At 65.6% G+C, this 18,020-nt stretch carries 12 protein-coding genes and 2 pseudogenes; 9 read left to right on the top strand and 5 right to left on the bottom strand.

All coding sequences use genetic code 11. The features are described 5' to 3' along the window. Positions 1 to 57: 57 nt before the first annotated feature. Both ACFWCF_RS18410 and ACFWCF_RS18405 read left to right on the top strand, forming a co-directional pair. A complete protein-coding gene (locus tag ACFWCF_RS18410) occupies positions 58 to 1,422 on the top strand; it encodes a TIGR01777 family oxidoreductase (RefSeq protein WP_378564226.1) in 1,365 nt (454 codons plus the stop codon). After that, positions 1,419 to 2,918 (top strand): SDR family oxidoreductase, encoded by a 1,500-nt coding sequence (locus ACFWCF_RS18405; protein ID WP_378564223.1) that lies wholly within the window; start codon positions 1,419 to 1,421, stop codon positions 2,916 to 2,918. The genes ACFWCF_RS18410 and ACFWCF_RS18405 overlap by 4 nt, the downstream gene beginning before the upstream one ends. Before the next feature lie 31 nt (positions 2,919 to 2,949). Here ACFWCF_RS18405 and ACFWCF_RS18400 read toward each other — a convergent pair whose 3' ends face one another. Continuing rightward, on the bottom strand, positions 2,950 to 3,531 hold the full coding sequence (locus ACFWCF_RS18400) for a lipocalin family protein (RefSeq protein WP_378564220.1): 582 nt from the start codon (positions 3,529 to 3,531) through the stop codon (positions 2,950 to 2,952). A 47-nt stretch (positions 3,532 to 3,578) separates the two neighbouring features. Next, positions 3,579 to 4,250, bottom strand: a complete 672-nt coding sequence (locus ACFWCF_RS18395; RefSeq protein ID WP_378564217.1) for a fasciclin domain-containing protein — start codon at positions 4,248 to 4,250, stop codon at positions 3,579 to 3,581. 332 nt (positions 4,251 to 4,582) lie between these two features. Between ACFWCF_RS18395 and ACFWCF_RS18390 the strand changes: the two genes are divergently transcribed. Then, positions 4,583 to 5,158 carry a sigma-70 family RNA polymerase sigma factor gene (locus ACFWCF_RS18390; RefSeq protein ID WP_378564214.1) on the top strand — a complete coding sequence of 192 codons (576 nt, stop codon included), beginning with the start codon at positions 4,583 to 4,585 and terminating at the stop codon, positions 5,156 to 5,158. After that, positions 5,148 to 5,891, top strand: a complete 744-nt coding sequence (locus ACFWCF_RS18385) for an anti-sigma factor domain-containing protein (RefSeq protein ID WP_378564210.1) — start codon at positions 5,148 to 5,150, stop codon at positions 5,889 to 5,891. Before ACFWCF_RS18390 ends, ACFWCF_RS18385 begins: the two co-directional genes overlap by 11 nt. Positions 5,892 to 5,904: 13 nt before the next feature. On the opposite strand, the gene ACFWCF_RS18380 is transcribed toward ACFWCF_RS18385, so the two are convergent. Next, positions 5,905 to 6,708 (bottom strand): putative protein N(5)-glutamine methyltransferase, encoded by an 804-nt coding sequence (locus ACFWCF_RS18380; protein ID WP_378564207.1) that lies wholly within the window; start codon positions 6,706 to 6,708, stop codon positions 5,905 to 5,907. A 92-nt stretch (positions 6,709 to 6,800) separates the two neighbouring features. Between ACFWCF_RS18380 and ACFWCF_RS18375 the strand changes: the two are divergent. From ACFWCF_RS18375 to ACFWCF_RS18365, 3 genes and pseudogenes are all read left to right on the top strand, one after another. Next, positions 6,801 to 8,343 (top strand): annotated as a pseudogene (locus tag ACFWCF_RS18375) (N-6 DNA methylase). After that, positions 8,340 to 9,485 carry a restriction endonuclease subunit S gene (locus ACFWCF_RS18370; protein ID WP_378564204.1) on the top strand — a complete coding sequence of 382 codons (1,146 nt, stop codon included), beginning with the start codon at positions 8,340 to 8,342 and terminating at the stop codon, positions 9,483 to 9,485. Before ACFWCF_RS18375 ends, ACFWCF_RS18370 begins: the two are co-directional and overlap by 4 nt. A 17-nt stretch (positions 9,486 to 9,502) precedes the next feature. Beyond that, positions 9,503 to 10,408: a restriction endonuclease gene (locus tag ACFWCF_RS18365; protein WP_378564525.1), complete on the top strand. Its 906-nt coding sequence runs from the start codon at positions 9,503 to 9,505 to the stop codon at positions 10,406 to 10,408. 996 nt (positions 10,409 to 11,404) lie between these two features. Here ACFWCF_RS18365 and ACFWCF_RS18360 read toward each other — a convergent pair. Further along, positions 11,405 to 12,106, bottom strand: a complete 702-nt coding sequence (locus tag ACFWCF_RS18360; RefSeq protein WP_378564201.1) for an RES family NAD+ phosphorylase — start codon at positions 12,104 to 12,106, stop codon at positions 11,405 to 11,407. After that, positions 12,100 to 12,684, bottom strand: coding sequence for a helix-turn-helix domain-containing protein (locus tag ACFWCF_RS18355; RefSeq protein WP_378564198.1), 585 nt, complete (start codon positions 12,682 to 12,684; stop codon positions 12,100 to 12,102). The genes ACFWCF_RS18360 and ACFWCF_RS18355 overlap by 7 nt, the downstream gene beginning before the upstream one ends. A gap of 104 nt (positions 12,685 to 12,788) precedes the next feature. Here ACFWCF_RS18355 and ACFWCF_RS18350 point away from each other — a divergent pair, with 104 nt between their 5' ends. Both ACFWCF_RS18350 and ACFWCF_RS18345 read left to right on the top strand, forming a co-directional pair. Next, a complete protein-coding gene (locus ACFWCF_RS18350; protein ID WP_378564195.1) occupies positions 12,789 to 14,297 on the top strand; it encodes a DUF222 domain-containing protein in 1,509 nt (502 codons plus the stop codon). A 210-nt stretch (positions 14,298 to 14,507) separates the two neighbouring features. Next, a pseudogene (locus ACFWCF_RS18345) lies at positions 14,508 to 17,953 on the top strand (DEAD/DEAH box helicase family protein). The last annotated feature ends 67 nt before the right edge of the window (positions 17,954 to 18,020 follow it).

Genomic DNA, 18,020 nt, shown 5'->3' with positions numbered 1-18,020 from the left:
CACGGAGGTGCCTGCTCCGAATGGAGAACAGGTAGAACACGATTCACGGAGGCGTCGATGAGTATCGAGTACAGCAGTGTCGTCGAGGCGTCCCGCGAGGAAGTATTCGACTGGCATGCCCGGCCCGGCGCGATCCATCGGCTGCTCCCACCGTGGCAGCCGATGAGCGTCGTGTCCGAGGCTCGCTCCCTCGCCGACGGCCGTGCCGTACTCGGCCTGCCCGGTGGACTGCGATGGGTCGCCGATCACCAGCCCGACGCCTACGATCCCCCATCACGGTTCGTCGATGCGCTCGGGCACGATGGCCTGATGTCGAGGCCGGCCGGGCTCGTCCGGTCGTGGCGCCACGAGCACCGATTCGAGCAGGTCGACGCCCACCGCACCCGCGTCACCGACCTCGTCGACACCCCGGTTCCCGAAAAGCTGCTGCTCCAGACGTTCCGGTATCGGCACCGCCAACTCGCCGAGGACCTCGCGAGCCACCGCTGGTCGCACGAGCAGGGTGTGCGGCCGGTGACCGTCGCGATCTCGGGTGCGTCCGGGCTCATCGGCACGGCGCTGGCCGCGTTCCTGAGCACCGGAGGCTACCGTGTGATCCGCCTGGTGCGACACGCCGCGCACGGTGACGACGAGCGCCGCTGGGATCCCGACTCTCCCGCGCCTGACCTGTTCGAAGGCGTCGACGCCGTGGTGCACCTGGCCGGCGCATCGATCGCCGGGCGGTTCACCGATTCGCACATGGCCGCGATACGCGACAGCCGCCTGGAGCCGACGCGTCGGCTCGCAGAGTGCGCGGCCGCTACCGCGAACGGACCCGCTACGTTCGTGTGTGCCTCTGCGGTCGGTCTGTACGGATACGACCGCGGTGACGAACCGCTGGACGAGTCCGCTTCGCGTGGAACAGGTTTCCTCGCAGACGTGGTGACCGACTGGGAGGATGCCACCGCACCCGCAGCGAACGCCGGGATCCGCGTGGTCAACGTGCGCACCGGAGTGGTGCAGACGCCGCGCGGCGGCACACTGCAGTTGATGCGCCCCCTGTTCGCCGCCGGTCTCGGCGGCCGCCTGGGCAGCGGGCGTCAATGGTTGTCGTGGATCGATCTCGACGATCTTCTGGACGTCTATCACCGTGCGCTCTACGACCCCGAGCTGTCGGGTGCCGTCAACGCTGTTGCGCCGGAACCGGTCCGCAACAAGGAGTACACGCGCATCCTCGCCGGCATACTGCACCGGCCGGCGCTGCTGCCGGTTCCCGGTTTCGGCCCGAAGCTGCTGCTCGGTGAGCAAGGGGCTCGTGAGCTGGCCACTGCAGACCAGTACGTCGTGCCCCGACGGCTCCTCGACGCCGGGCACACGTACCGCCGCGGAACCCTCGAGGAGTCCCTGCGTCATCAGCTCGGCCACCTGGTCGCGACGTCATGACCGAGGCGCATCGCGCAGGTGCCTCGGAGCGCCCGCTGCGCATCCTGGTGACCGGTGCAACCGGGTACATCGGTGGCCGGCTCGCACCTCGTCTCGTCGCAGCCGGCCACCGCGTGCGGGTCCTCGCACGGAGCCCCGACAAGCTCCGCGATGTGCCGTGGGTGGACGACGTCGACGTGGTGCGTGGCGACCTCGGCGATTCAGACTCGCTCGAGCGGGCATGCCGGGACATCGACGTCGTCTACTACCTGGTGCATTCGATGGGTGGCCGCGGCGAGTTCCTCGACGCCGAACGTCGCGCGGCGGAGCACGTTGCTGCAGCAGCACGCAGCGCCGGTGTCGGGAGGATCGTCTACCTCGGTGGCCTGCACCCGAAGTCCGAGGAACTGTCGACGCACCTGAAATCGCGGGCACAGGTCGGCCGGATCCTGCTCGAATCCGGGGTGCCGACGTTGGTGTTCCAGGCCGGAGTGGTGATCGGCTCGGGTTCGGCATCCTTCGAGATGATCCGCCATCTGAGCAATCGACTGCCGGTGATGACGACACCACGCTGGGTGGACAACCGGATCCAGCCGATCGCGATCCGGGACGTGCTGCACTATCTGGTTGCAGCAGCAACCGCACCGCTGCCCCGCAGTCGCGTCTACGATATCGGCGGCCCCGATGTACTGCGGTACGGCGAGATGATGCAGGTCTACGCGCATGTCGCGGGCCTACGTCGTCGCAGGATTCTCGTGCTTCCAGTGCTCACCCCGAAACTGGCCGGGCTGTGGATCGGGCTCGTCACCCCGATTCCGCCGTCGCTGGGACGTGCCCTGATCGAATCTCTGGGAAACGACGCGGTGATGAACGATCACGACATCGACGAGGTGATCCCGCCGCCTCCGGGTGGGCTCATCGCGTACCGCGACGCCGTCCGGCTGGCGCTGGGGCGCATCGACCGCGGCGAGGTGGAAACCACGTGGGCGAACGCGTCACCCGTGGGCGCGCCCGCCGATCCTCTGCCGTCGGATCCGGCTTGGGCGGGCGAGGTGGTCTTCACGGACGAGCGCAGCCTCGACTGCGACACCGACGTCACCGCGGTGTGGGAAGTCGTGGAGGGTATCGGAGGCGAGAACGGCTGGTATTCCTTCCCTTTGGCATGGACAGTTCGTGGATGGCTCGATCGTTTCGTCGGCGGAGTGGGCTTGAACCGCGGACGACGTAACCCTCGCACCCTGCACACCGGGGATGCCCTCGACTTCTGGAGGGTCGAACGCATCGATCGTCCGGAGTTGTTGCGCTTGCGTGCCGAAATGCTCGCCCCGGGTGGCGCATGGCTCGAGTGGCGGCTCGAACCACTCACCCCGCACCGCACCCGGCTGCACCAGCGCGCCCTCTTCTTCCCGAAAGGGCTTGCCGGCCGGATCTACTGGTATTCACTGCTCCCGTTTCACGGGATCATCTTCGCCGGGATGCTCGAAAACATCGCAGGAACAGCACGAAAAAGCCGCTGACGGTCCGGCGCCAGCGGCCTCTTCGCCTCGATCACACAGTGCAGAGCGGCTTGATCTCTTGCAGCCCTTCGGTGGTCGGCGAGGTGAGCATCAGGCACGAATTGTATCCCTGGCTCTCCACGACCGCGCGAATCTCCTGCCATCCCGCTACGTCCACAACCGGGGACCGCGACAGCACGAACCCGGAAAGCCGGCTCGGATCACCGACCAGCGCCCACGAGTAGTCGTCCGCGAGATGCGCGACGACGTAGTTGCTCGGGCCGTCGAGCGAATCCTGTGTCGGCACACCCGGGAACGACACATGTAGTGCTGCAGTGTCGTTGACACGTGCGTTGCCCACGATACCTCGCCGTTCACCGGCGACGGTGGTGCACGAATTCTCCACGCGGATGTTCTGCTCGTCGATCAGCGTGTAGTGCGCGGTGGTGTCACGCACGCAATCGAGGTTGAACGGCGCCGGATTCGCGGCCAGCTGGTACCACTCGCCCAGGTAACGGCTCACCTCGAGCTGCGGAACCGGACTCAGCGGCGCGGCCTGTGCGGGCGCCACCATCAGTGTCGAGCCCGCTGCGGCGAGAAGCGCCGCAGCGAGGCCGATGATCGTCTTTCTCACGAGATATCCCTTCGTCGTCCGAGGTCAGGACTACTGCAGCCTCTCGACTACTGCGGCATCAGGACACCGTCGATCAGGTAGACGGTCGCATTCTCGGTTTCGACACCGCCGCAGATCACGTTGGCGTCGTTGACCATCCACTCGTCACCCGAGCCGGTCACCTCGACGGTACCGCCCTGCACAGTGGTCTGCTCACCGGCGATATCTGCGGGCGCGATCTGTCCTGCGACCACGTGGTACGTCAGGACATCCGTGAGCAGCGCCGAATCGGTCTTCAGAGTCTCGATGGTCGCGGGATCGACCAATGCGAACGCGTCGTCCACCGGCGCGAAGACGGTGAACTCGCCGCCGTTGAGCGTGTCGACAAGGTTGACATCCGGGTTCAGCTGTCCGGACAACGCCGAGGTGAGCGTTGTGAGCATCGGGTTGTTGGCCGCCGCGGTCGTGACATTCGCTTCGGCCATGCCCTCGACCGAACCCGGTCCGGTGGGCACCTGCTCGGCGTAAGCGGCACATCCCGGGCCGACGAGACCGGCCGCGGTTGCAGAACCGGACTCCGTCGTCTCCATCGGCGCAGTGGTCTCCTCTGCCGAGCTGGACATGGTGGTCGTGTCGGTCATGGTGTCGGTGCCTTCATCCGACGTGCAGGCAGCAATGCTCAGCATTGCCGCAGCGCCGATACCAACGAGTGCCAAGCTCTTTCGTGTCCGATTTGCCATTGTTCCGTTCCCTTCAGGATGCACGGCCTGCGAGCCGCGGCGAGGTGGTGTGTCACTGGTCATTCGCCACTGCTCCGCACAGGGATGGGTGGGATCTGAAAAAACTTTTCGACGCAGGTGACCCATCCGAAACGGCGCCCGCACCGAAGATCGGGCATGGACTTCCCTTCGGCTCGAGAATGCGCTCACGCTCTCGTCCTGCCCTACTTCGGGAGATGATCGGCATGCTCACCTGGGCTCTGCAGCCCGAGATCGCACTCCGCTTCCCCTGGGCCAGGTTGAGCGGCCCGATTCGTCCGGCTAATGTTTCGTGCAATGAGCGGACACGGACCATGACCGGGGTCGGCGACAAGACCGGCACGCTCGAAGCGTTGCTCGTCCGGGTCGCCGCCGCAGATTCGGCTGCCTTCACCGAGTTCTATGACCTGACTCGGTCGCGGGCGTACGGCATGGTGCTGCGTGTGCTCCGTGATCCCGGCTACAGCGAAGAAACGCTGCAAGAGGTCTACCTGCAGGTGTGGCGCACCGCGTCGGGGTTCGATCGCTCGCAGGGGTCCGCACTCGCGTGGCTGATCACTTTGGCACACCGCCGGGCCGTCGACCGAGTGCGCACCGAGCAGTCGGGCGCCGAGCGAGAGTCCCGCTACGGTGCACTGTCCACGGGCACGGAGTTCGACAGCGTCAGCGACGAAGCGCTTCGTCGCGACGACACACGACAAGTCCTCGACTGCCTGGGCTCACTGACCGATCTCCAGAGACAGTCCGTCGAGCTCGCCTATTACAGCGGACTGACCTACCGCGAGGTATCGGAGCGGTTGTCCGCGACGCTACCGACCGTCAAATCGAGGATCCGGGACGGCCTGATCCGATTGAAGAACTGTCTGGGGGTGAACAGCGATGACGCATAGCACACGATCCGGCTTCGACGACGAAGGCCATCTGCTCGACCTCACCGCTGTGTACGCCCTGGATGCGATCTCGGACGACGAGCGCCGCACCATCGACGCACGCCTGGCCGACGCCGGCTCCGACGTCGCTGCAACGTTCCAGCGCGAAATCCGCGAGATCCGCGAAGCGATGGCGGAAGTCTCCCGTGCGACCGCCGTCGAACCACCGGCCCATGTGCGTCGACGTCTTCTCGATACCGTCGCGACGTCCGATTCGTCTGCGGGCGATGCCCCGATCTCGCTGGAGGCGCGCCGGAACCGGCGCCGCAATTTCCTGCTCACTGCCGCAGCCGCGGTGGTGATCGCGATCGGCGGCATCGGTGTCGCGACGCAATTCCGCCAGGAACTTCCCCCCACATCTGCCCAGGTCCTCGCGGCGGAGGATGTGCGCACCACGTCCGGCTCGATCGAGGGCGGTGGCACGGCAACGGTCGTGTATTCGAAGAACGTCGATGCCGGCGTGCTGGTGATGAACAACGTCGCGCCGCCGACCGACGGCACGGTCTACCAGATGTGGCTGATCGGACCGGACGGCGCCACCGCTGCGGGCACCATGGCGCCCGACGACGTCGCACCGTCGACCACTGCTGTCCTCGAAGGCATTTCGGATGCCACCGCATTGGGATTCAGCGTGGAGCCCTCCGGAGGTTCGACACAGCCGACCGCCATCTTCGCGCAGTTGCCGCTCGGCTGAGCACCCGTCCGTGTCACGGACCGGCCCCGACGACGACGGTGGCGTCGAACTCCTCCGATCGGCGGATCTCCGGCGTCAGCCCGGCCGCGGCGAGAATTTCCGTCGCGGCCGTGGCCTGCCCGGAGCCTGCTTCCACGAGGAGATGTCCCCCTGGCGCGAGCCACTCCGATGCGGACACCGCCAGCCGTCGATGCACGTCGAGTCCGTCGTCGCCGCCATCCAGCGCGACACGTGGCTCGTGTATCCGCGCCTCGGGCGGCATGGTCTCGATCGCCGCCGTCGGTACGTACGGGGCATTGGCGACGACCACATCGATCCGGCCGCGCATCGAGTCGGGCAGCGCCGTGTAGAGGTCGCCGCAGTGGACGTCGCCGTCATACCGTGTGAGGTTGCGTCGTGCGCAGCGGGCCGCGTCGGGGTCGATATCGGCGGCATGCAGCCGGATGCCGGGCACGGAGTACGCGAGCGCCGCCCCGACCGCACCGCAACCGCAGCACATATCGACGACGAGCGAGCCGGGCGCAACCACTTCGGCGGCACAATGCACAAGAAATTCCGTGCGCCGACGGGGAACGAACACGCCTGCGTCGACGCAGATCTGCAGACCGCAGAATTCCACCCAGCCCAGCACGTGCTCCAGGGGTCGACCGCCGATCCGCTGCTGCACGAGCTCTTCCAGATCGGACGGGGTGCGCGCCGCATCGGCGAGCAGCTGCGCCTCGTCATCCGCATAGACGCATCCCGCAGACCTCAGCCGTGCGGCCAGGGCTTCTGGAAGCCGACCGCCCGGCGCACTGCCGATCGGAGATTCGGGCACATGGCACCCTAACCTGCACGCTCGGTGTCGGTGGGCCGGTCTATACAGTTCTGTTGGACTCAATCGAGTAGAACAGGCAGGTAGCGGTACCCGTGATCACCGGTGACATCAAGAACAAGGTCGACGCAGTGTGGGACGCCTTCTGGACGGGCGGAATCTCGAATCCCCTCGAGGTGATGGAGCAGATCACCTACCTGCTGTTCATTCGCCGGTTGGATGACGAGCAGACACTCGCGTTGGAGAAGGCGAACCTGCTGGAACAGCCGATCGAGGGCAACCCCTTCCCTGAGGGGGACGACGAGGATGGCCGGCCGTTCAACGATCTGCGCTGGTCGGTGTTCAAGAACCGGCACGCCGACGAGATGTTCGACATCGTCGCGAACCGGGTGTTCCCGTTCATCAAGAACATGCGTGGCGAGGAGTCCACGTACGCGCATTTCATGAAGGACGCGCGGCTCAGCATCTCGAACGCGGGCATGTTGCAGAGGGTGGTTGACCGGCTGGACGGGGTGCCGATGGAGAACCGACACCAAGGGCGACATCTACGAATACATGCTCGCGAAGATCGCCGCCGCCGGGCAGAACGGCCAGTTCCGCACGCCCCGTCACATCATCGAACTGATGGTGCACATGACGGCCCCGAAGCCGGGCGACACCATCGTGGACCCGGCGTCCGGTACGTGCGGCTTCTTGGTGGGTGCGTCGGACTACATGCGCAGCCACCACGCCGACGCCATCAATTCGGGTGCCGGCAAGCAGCAGTACCACCACGAGATGTTCCACGGCTTCGACTTCGACAACACGATGCTGCGAATCGGGTCGATGAACATGATGCTGCACGGCATCGAGCAGCCCGACATCCGCTACCGCGACTCGCTGGCAGAGGCGAATACCGGTGATGCCGAAGCATATTCGCTGATTCTCGCGAACCCGCCGTTTGCGGGCAGCCTCGACTACGAGAACACCGCGAAGGATCTGCAGCAGATCGCGAAGACGAAGAAGACGGAACTGCTGTTCCTGGCGCTGTTCCTCCGCCTGCTCAAGCCTGGCGGCCGTGCGGCGGTGATCGTCCCGGACGGTGTGATGTTCGGATCGTCGAAGGCGCACAAGGAACTTCGCAGGATTCTTGTCGAGGAGCAGAAGCTCGACGCGGTGGTGAAGCTGCCGTCGGGTGTGTTCAAGCCGTACGCCGGTGTGTCGACGGCGATCCTGTTCTTCACCAAGACCAACTCGGGCGGCACCGACAACGTCTGGTTCTACGACGTGCAGGCCGACGGCATGTCCCTCGACGACAAGCGCAACCCACTGCTCGACGCCGACAAGCTCGGTGCGCTCGCCGAGCTTTCGGACGACGAGCACGTGAAGAACAATCTCCCGGATGTGCTGCGGCGCTGGTCCGATCGTGACGGTGCGGAGTTGGAGCGTGCGCGGACGGAGCAGAGCTTTTGCGTGCCGAAGGAGGACATCGCCGAGCAGGGCTACGACCTGTCGTTGAACAGGTACAAGGAGATTGTGCACGAGGAGGTCGAGCACAGAGCGCCGACCGAGATCCTCGACGAGCTCGACCAGCTCGAGAAGGACATCGTTGACGGCATGGCGCAGCTGCGGGAGATTCTTGCGGGCGGTGCGGCGTGAGTGGGTGGCCGGCAGCGAAACTTGGTGATGTCGCGGAGTTTCTCGATCATCTTCGGCGACCGGTAACCCAGAAGGATCGCGTGGAGGGTCCCTATCCGTACTTTGGTGCCAATGGACAGCAGGGAACGATCGACGGATTCTTGTTCGACGAGGAGTTGCTTCTACTTGCCGAGGACGGCGGCCACTTCGAAAATCCTTCCCGCGGGATCGCGTACACGATTGCGGGCAAGTCATGGGTCAACAACCATGCCCATGTGCTCAGGCCCAGGGATGGAGTTGATCTCCGTTACTTGTGCAGGGTTCTCGAGAACATGGATGTTCGACCGTTCATCTCTGGAACAACCCGAGCGAAGCTTACGAAGGGTAGCGCGGCGGGTATTCAGGTGCCACTGCCGCCGCTCGCCGAGCAGCGGCGGATCGCGGCGATCCTCGACCACGCCGACACCCTCCGCGCCAAGCGCCGCGAAGCCCTCGCCCGCCTCGACGAGCTGACCCAGTCGATCTTCATCGACATGTTCGGCGATCCCGCTTCAAACGATCGTGGTTGGTCGGCTGGGTTCGTGAGTGACTTTGTCGACGGGTTCGAAGGTGGTCGCAATATTGTCGGCTCTGACGATCAGGATGATGGATACCGAGTTCTGAAAGTCAGTGCTGTGACATCACTTGCATACCGCGAATCCGAGAGCAAGCCGCTTCCATCCGACTACATTCCTCCATCGAATCATCTTGTTCGAGAGGGCGATTTGCTGTTCAGTCGTGCCAACACGTCTGAGTTGGTTGGCGCGACCGCGATCGTGACTGCGACAGACGGTAAGACCGCACTTCCCGACAAGCTATGGCGCTTCAGGTGGCGCGACGAATCCGCGGCAGTACCGCGCTACGTCGAGTCGCTCTTCCAGCGTCCGTCCTTCCGACGGAAGTTGTCTGAGCGGGCAACAGGGTCGAGCGGATCGATGAAGAATATTGCCCAGGCAAAGGTGCTGACAATTTCGGTTGGTATTCCTCCACTGGAGTTGCAGCGGGACTTCGCGCAGCGAAAGGCGGCGATTGAGCTGATGAAGGAGGGACAACGCACAGCGCTCGCCGAGTTTGACGCCCTCTTCACCTCCCTCCAATCCCGCGCCTTCCGAGGCGAGCGGTGACCGCGCCGGTATCGGAGATGCCGGTGTGGTCCGGCTTCCTCACCCCCGTGTTGGAAGTACTGATGGATGAACAGGTCTGGCGAAAGCGGGACCTGCATAGCGCGGTGGAAGACCATGTCGGACTGACAACCGAACAGCGGGCAGAGAAGCTACCGTCGGGACAGCGGCGCGCCGACAATCGGATCGGATGGGCGCTCAGTGGGCTCTACCGCGCGAAACTCGTCGACAGGCCGGCCCGCGCAACGTTCGTCATCACCGACGCCGGGCGCAGCCTGCTCGCGGAACACCCCGATGGGATCACCGAGAAAATTCTGAAGACACTCCCCGAATATCAGGACTACGCCCCGGCGCGTACCGCCTCATCGAGCAACATCACACCCGACCCATACGTGGTGGCCAGGGAGGAAAACGACCCGCTCGAGCAGATCGAAGGCGGCGTCGGTCGCCTGCACGCCGAGGTCGCGGCCGATCTTCTCGACCGGCTCCGCTGTCAGGCCCCTGAGTTCCTGGAGCAGTCAGTGCTCGACGTACTCGTTGCGATGGGATACGGCGGCACCGAAGGCCGGGCAGCCCGTATCGGCGGATCGGGCGATGGCGGCGTAGATGGTGTCATCGACCAGGACCCGCTCGGACTCGAACGCATCTACGTGCAGGCCAAGCGCTACGCCGCCGACAATACGGTCGGCAGACCCGAGATTCAGGCGTTCGTCGGTGCACTGCACGGCGTCGGCGCCGCCCGCGGCGTATTCATCACCACCAGCTCCTTCACCTCCGGCGCCCGCGAGTACGCGCAGAACATCGGCACCCGCGTCATCCTCATCGACGGGCAGCGTCTCGCGGACTTGATGATTCGCTACGGTGTCGCTGTCCAGACCCGGCAAACCTTCACTGTCGTCGAGGTCGATGAGGACTATTTCGAGTGACGGCTCGTAATCGCTGCTTCGCCGAGCACGTGCTCGAGCGACAGTCACGTGAGGAGAAGAAAAGCGGGCGCCCTGCGGGCGGCTGCGCCCAACCGTACGGAGACCCTGCGGGTCCCTGAGCTTGCCTTCGGCCCCTTCCCCACAGCTGCCCGGTCACCATGCCCCGATAGACCATCTCGGCCAACGCTTCTGGCCCCACGTCGGAGGTGACGTGTGGCTTACGCTGGACCCGGTCGTTCGTGTCGACCCTCACGATCGGGTGCTCCACCGCCAGAGTGGAGACGAAGGTACTGGCGCCCAGTCGGTTTCACGCACGGGAATGGCACCCCTGCGCGCAGCGTCAATTGCGCTGACGTCGGACCTCGGGAGATGAGCGACGAATGCCCGACGTGTCGCGGCTACCGGACCGGCCCGCGCACACATCGCAGCAAAACACCTCGAGCCTCTCGACCGGACAGGTCGAGAGGCTCAGAAGATCAGGACGTCAGCGAAGGCCCCGGCGGGGCGAGAAGAAGAGAGTCGGTATCGAAGACCGAACCATGAGGAGCGCCCCCTGGGGGCGTGTGGATAGACTCCACCCTACGGTGCATGACAGCTCTTTCTGTCGTGTGCCCAGACCCCGGTTCGGTGTTCCACCACCAGCCGGGGTCGACCTGTATTCAGGCCGGTTCAGGGATGGTCCCATGCGCGGCGACGAGCGTCAACACAAATGTTCTCCAGATCGGAAGCACCGCCCGGATTTCCGCTGTTTGTCGATGTCCATTTCTTGTCGGGTGGGTCGACGGTATGCGCCGCTGTCCGAACATCAACTGGAGATATTGCGCTGGGTGGCACACGGTGAACCCTCGAGCAGAAGTTGCCCACCTGTTCGCGGAGATCGCAGAACGGGCGACCGACCTCGATCCAGCCGGATCTCGGTGTGAGGAGGAGCGGCGCCCAAGCGAGTCTTTGCGATCGTTCTTGGTCATGATCGAACCAATCTCGGCCGCCAGGCCGTCACGGGCAGAGCGGGCAGCGGGGGACGAGGTCGGCGCGCATCCCCAGACCGACTACGGCGTCGACGATGCGCGGCCACATCCGGGGGTCGGTGAGCGCGAGGTCCTGGACGTCACCACGGGCGCTGTGGACAACCTCGACGCGGGATTCTGTGTTCCACAAAGCCAGCGCGGGTCCGCTCGAGTGCGCCGCGTCGTAGTAGATGCCGTGTATTCGACGGCGGGCCACGGGTTGGTCCTCGTAGATCGCCCTCGCCCACTGCTGAGTACGGGGCCGCGGGTAGTCGCCGGTGGCCAGCGAGGGCAACGCGCCGATCCGCATCGCGGCTCCTTGTCCGCGTAGATCGAGCACAGCCAACGGTGCGGTGGTCCGCAGCAACGCGATTCGGTAGCGCGGGCACACTGCGGCGGTGGGGTAGTCGCCGAACACTTCACCGATGGCGGTGGCGATGTTGCCGGCGACGTACAGCACGGACCGGCCGTCCGGGCACACGCGCGGCGTGCCGCCGGGGGTGGGCAGGTGCGGGTCGAGTCGGTGCAGCGGTCCGAACGTGCGGTGCGTGATCCCGTCCGAGGTATGCGGCGACAGATGATAGATGCGGCACCACGCCCACGGATGGCGGCTGGTGGGGTCGCGCCACCGCCACATCCAGGCGTGTCCGCCGCGCAGTGGCCGTGTCGGTGCGGCGAGTGGGGCTACCACGCGGCGGCAGTACCGGCATGTGCAGCGCGCACAACGTCCTCGACCCGCCCGGCGACGAGGGCGGCGGCAGGGGTGGTGCCCTCGAGGTCGCTGTTCGGGGTCTGCGCCCATTCGGTCAACGACACTGCACCGCCGGGGAACACGGCACCGACTTGGGAGAGGCCGGGCACGAATCCGGTCTCGGTGTCCGCGTGGAACTGCCACGCAGGCAGTCTCCATTCACGGCCTTTCTTGAGCCCGATCAAGTCTCCGGTCTTGAGTCGGTCGAGGATGGCCTGCTCGGACACATCCAGCAGTTCCGCTGCTTCCGTCCGGGTCAGAGACGCGTCCGTCACGGCGCGTCGTGCGTGGTACTGGCGGCGCAGGTTCTCCAGCGCGGCGCGTTTACGGTCGGCGTATGCCGGCGGCGGTCCCCACAGTGCGGGATCGAATCCGTCGCCGTTGGTGTCGTCGCCGACCACGCCGAGCACGAATGTTTCTCGTTCGGTGTCGGGGACGGCGGCGAGCGCCTCTTCCAGGGCCGCCGAGAAGTCCGTCGCCCGGTGGGGGTCGGTATCCGCGTGCGCCTTTCTGCTCACGCTTCCAGCGTACCTTCTGAACAAGATAAACAAGATAGGCAAGTTGTTGACCTGCCGTGACTCGAACTCGAGTTCTTGTCGGAGGGTCGGGTTACACTTCGAACATGCTTTCGGATGATGGCGTCGACGGGCTCGGCCGAGTGGGGCACCACCTGGCCACCCTCGACGCTGCCGTCGAGGGCCTGCTCGCCGAACCGCTGACGGGCCTGTCCGAAGCCGATGTCGTCGAAGCGCTGCAACGGATGGAGGTCTCCCTACGGAAGGCCGCCGCCGTCGGGCACCGGCTTGTCGTCGAATCCGTCGAACGGTCCATTCCCTCGAACCTCGCCTGCCGCTCCATCAACGATTTCCTCGTCTCTACGCTCCGCATCTCGGGAGCCGACGCCGCGAAACGCGTGAAGGGCGCCAACAAGACCGGCACCTGGCACACCCTCAGCGGTGAGCCGATGGACGCCACTCTGCCCGCCACCGCGGCGGCCGGCCGCGAAGGCGCCATCGGCCCCGACCACGTTGCCGCAATCGCCAGAACCATGCGGCAACTCCCGAGCGGTACCACCCCCGACGAAATCGACGCCGCAGAGCAGATCCTCGCCGACGCCGCCCGCTCCACCACCCCTGAAGACGTCACCAAGATCGGCATCCACCTGCTCGCCCACCTCAACCCCGACGGCAACGCCCCCGACGAACGCGAACGTAAGCGTCGCCGCGGCCTGCGACTCGGCAAGCAGGGCACCGACCTCATGACCCCGATCTCCGGACTACTGGACCCGGAGACGCGGGCACTCCTCGAACCGGTGCTCGCCAAACTCGCCCGCCCCGGCATGAACAACCCCGACGACCCCGAATCACCCTCGGGGGATGTCGATTCCCCGAATCTGGACCGTACAGCGATGGCGAAGGCCGCCGCCCGCGACACCCGCACAGCGGTGCAACGCAACCATGACGCTCTCACCTTTGCACTGCGACAGATGCTCGCGTCCGGTGCGCTGGGCAGTCATCGCGGCCTACCGGTGACGGCAATCATCACGATGTCGGTACACCAACTCGAGAAGGCGTCCGGCGTGGCGACCACCGCCACCGGCGGCATCGTTCCCATCAGAGATGCGCTGCGCATGGCGCAGAACGCCCACCCGGTGCTCGCCGTGTTCGACCACAACGGCCGGCCCCTTCATCTGGGCCGCGCCCGGCGCCTCGCCTCGGTGGATCAGCGACTCGCCCTCATCGCAGCGTCTCGCGGGTGCACGCGCCCCGGGTGCGATGCTCCTGCCTCCCTCACGGCCGTGCACCACGTGACCGAGTGGAAGTACGGCGGCGCCACCGACATCACCAACGAGGATCTCGCCTGCGACAGCTGCCATGCCCTCGTCCACGACGGCCCCGGCGGCTGGCAAACCCGCGTCGCACCGCCCGATGCTGCACATCCTGGCCGCATCGAATGGATCGCGCCACCTCACATCGACCCAGACCGCCGCCCCCGGGTCAACCACCGGCACCACCTGGATCATTTCGTCGCCGGCGCCCTCGCCCGGCACCGGTACCGGCGGGAACGGCCGAGCCGGAGAGATACCTCCGGCACCAGCCGGAGCGATGACAGCGGTCCGCCACACTCTTGAGGCAGACACACGCCCGGCGAGGGTGCCGCCAAGGCCGGACCTCGGCATACCCTCAGCGGTGACACTGCTGGGCGGACAGGCGCGAGCCTGTCGGATGCCAGCTGTAGTGTTCGCCGGCTCCGGGAAACTCGGACGCCTGTGCCAAGATCGAGCGCAGAACGACACGTCACTGCGCGGGCGCGCACACGAGCCAAGAGAGGACCACGGTCCATGGTGGGGAACTTCGACTTCCTGCAGGCCGAATGGCCGCAGCTGCACGCCGAGGCCAGGAAGGTCGAACGCGACGCACTCTTCGACCCGCGCACCACCTGCTTCTACGCCGCCGCGTCGTCGAGCACACCGTCAAGTGGATCTACCGCACCCAGAACCTGCCCGAGCCGTACAAGTCCGACCTTGCGGCCCGGCTACACGACGGCAAGTTCGTCGCTATCGTCGGGCACTCCCTCGTCGCGAAGATGGACCTCATCCGCCGGCTCGGCAACACCGCCGTCCACGAAACCAGGCCCGTCCCGAAGGACGCCGGCACGAAGGCGCTCGCGGAACTGTTCCACATCCTGTCCTGGCTGGCCCGCAGCTACGCAACGCAACCGTCGAGTAAGCCGTCGCCGCAGCAGCAGTTCGACCCTGCGCGGCTGCCCAAGCCCGGCGGTGGGGCCGTCGTCGCGAAGACCGTCGCGCAGCTAGGCAAACTCGAGGCCGAGCTGACCGCGAAAGACGCGCAGCTCGAGAAGTCCGAGGCGGAGAAGCAAGACCTGATCGCGCAGCTGAAGGCCCGCGACGAGGCCGCCGAGACGGCCGAACTCGAGAAGGCCAGCAGCGAACAACTCATCGCCGAACTGCGTGCGCAGATCGCGGCCGCCCAGCAGGCCAGTGCCGCCGCCCCCGACACCCACGACTACGACGAGGCGCAGACCCGTCGCGACCTCGTCGACCTGATGCTCCGCGAATCCGGGTGGCTGCTCGACCAGCCACGGGACCGCGAGTACCCGGTCACCGGGATGCCCGACGGCAAGAGTGGATTCGCCGACTACGTGCTGTGGAGCGCGGACGGACGCCCACTCGCCGTAGTCGAAGCGAAACGGACCTCCATGGACCCGTTCGCAGGGAAGCAACAGGCAAAGCTGTACGCGGACTGCCTCGAACAGATGACGGGGAGCCGTCCGGTCATCTACTACACCAACGGCTTCGAGCACCACTTCTGGGACGATCTGCGCTACCCGGTGCGGCAAGTCGCCGGCTTCCACACCCGCGACGAACTCGAACTACTCGTCGCGCGACGCTCGTCGATGAGGCCGCTGGCCGACATCCCGGTACCGCAGGAAATCGCCGGCCGGCCGTACCAGGAGAAGGCCATCCGCGCCGTCGCCGAACGATTCGAGCACGAGAACCAGCGGGCCGCTTTGCTGGTCATGGCCACCGGTTCCGGAAAGACCCGTACCGTGGTCGCTCTTTCCGACATGCTGATGCGCGCCAACTGGGTCAAGCGGGTGCTGTTCCTCGCCGACCGCAAGGCTCTCGTCAAGCAGGCCGTCGCCGCGTTCAAGACACATCTACCCGATTCGTCGCCGGTGAACCTGCTCACCGACAAGAACACCGAGGGCCGCGTCTACGTCTCCACATATCCGACGATGATGGGGCTCATCGACGAAACCGACAGTGGTGAAAGGAGATTCGGGCCCGGCTATTTCGATCTCGTCGTTGTCGACGAGGCGCACCGCTCCGTGTACCAGAAGTACCGGCACATCTTCGGCTACTTCGACTCGCTGCTACTCGGGCTCACCGCCACCCCCAAGGACGAGGTGGACTACAACACCTATCAGCTGTTCCAACTGGAAACCGGCGTACCCACCGACGATTACTCGCTCGATCAGGCCATCACCGACAGGTTTCTCGTACCGCCGCGCGCGGTGACGGTGCCACTCACGTTTCCGCTGCACGGAATCCGCTACGCCGACCTCACCGACGAGGAGAAGAAGCGGTACGAGGGGATCGACTGGGGCGACGACGTCTCCGACGACGAGATCCCTGACGTCGTCCAGGCCGAGGCCGTCAACAAGTGGTTGTTCAACATCGATACCGTCGACAAGGTCCTCGAAACAGTCATGACGCACGGGCACCGCGTCGCGGGTGGCGACAGGCTCGGCAAGACCATCGTCTTCGCGAAGAACGAGCGGCACGCCCAGTTCATCGCGGATCGCTTCGACGCCAACTACCCCGAGTTCAAGGGCTCGTTTGCGCGCGTCATCACCCACTCGGTGACGTACGGTCAGGATCTCATCGACAAGTTCTCCCAGCCCGACCAGGAACCGCACATCGCGATCTCCGTCGACATGCTCGACACCGGCATCGACGTCCCCGAAGTCGTGAACCTGGTGTTTTTCAAGCCCGTCCGGTCGAAGTCGAAGTTCTGGCAGATGGTCGGCCGCGGCACCCGACTGCGACCCGACCTGTACGGTCCCGGCCAGGACAAGTCGGACTTCTTCATCTTCGACGTGTGCGGCAACTTCGACTATTTCGATCAGCACCCGGACGCCTCCGAGGGTGCGCTCTCACCGTCGCTGTCGCATCGGCTGTTCACCGCACGCACCGAACTCGTGGCTGCACTGGACCGTTCCGGCGCGGCGACCGAACTGCGCAAGGCGACCGCGGACACACTGCACACCCAGGTCGCCGGTATGCAGGTCGACAACTTCATCGTCCGCACCCGCCGTCGTGAGGTCGAGAAGTACGCCGACCGCGCGGCCTGGGACTCACTGACAGAGCAGCAGGCCACCGAGATCGTCGAAGCACTCGCCGGATTGCCTACCACCGTGCGCGACAGCGACGAGATGGCCAAGCGGTTCGATCTCGTCGTCCTGCGTGGCCAGCTCGCGGTCATCATCGACGACGGCACCCTTCCGAAACACGAGGGCACCATCCGCGGTGTCGCCGACGGGCTGCTCGAGGAAGGGCTGGCGATCCCGAAGGTCAAAGCCAAGGAAGAATTGCTCCGCGAGGTCGCGAGCGACGAATGGTGGCAGGACGTCACCCCGGAGATGCTCGAACACGCGCGACGTGAACTGCGGTCCATCGTCGGGCTGCTGGAAAAGAAGAAGCGCGTCGTCGTCTACACCGACTTCACCGATACCCGCGGCGAGGTTGTCGAAAGGGACATGCCGGAGATGCGGTCCGGTACCGACGTCGAGCGCTACACCGCGAGGGTCCGCGACTACCTGCGCCGCCAGCCCGACAACCTCGCCTTGCAGAAGCTGCGCTACGGCAAGTCGCTGACCCCGGCAGACCTGGAATCCCTCGAAGAGCTGCTGGCGCGCAGCGGCGCCGGTGAACCCGAGGACATGGAACGGGCCGTGGCGAACGCGAACGGGCTGGGGCGGTTCATCCGCTCCCTCGTCGGACTCGACCAGCAGGCTGTGCAGGAGGCGTTCTCGGAGTTCCTCGGTGAGCGGAACGCCTCATCCAGCCAGATCGACTTCGTCAACCTCGTGATCAGTCACCTCACCCGGCACGGAGAGATGGACCCGAAGCTGCTGTTCGAGGCGCCGTTCACCGACGCCGCGCCGCAGGGACCGACCCAGTTGTTCGCACCCGAGCAGACGAAACGCCTCGTCGGCGTCATCCGGTCGATCAGTGACTCTGTGGGGGCAGCCACCGCCTGATCAGAGATTGCTTGTCGGCGAACTCCTCCTGTGCCCGCGTGCACCCATCCGAAACGGGTAGTGCTCC

It is taken from the genome of Rhodococcus sp. NPDC060090, from assembly GCF_042729855.1.
Taxonomy (GTDB): domain Bacteria; phylum Actinomycetota; class Actinomycetes; order Mycobacteriales; family Mycobacteriaceae; genus Rhodococcus.
This window is presented reverse-complemented; position numbering and strand designations above follow the sequence as displayed.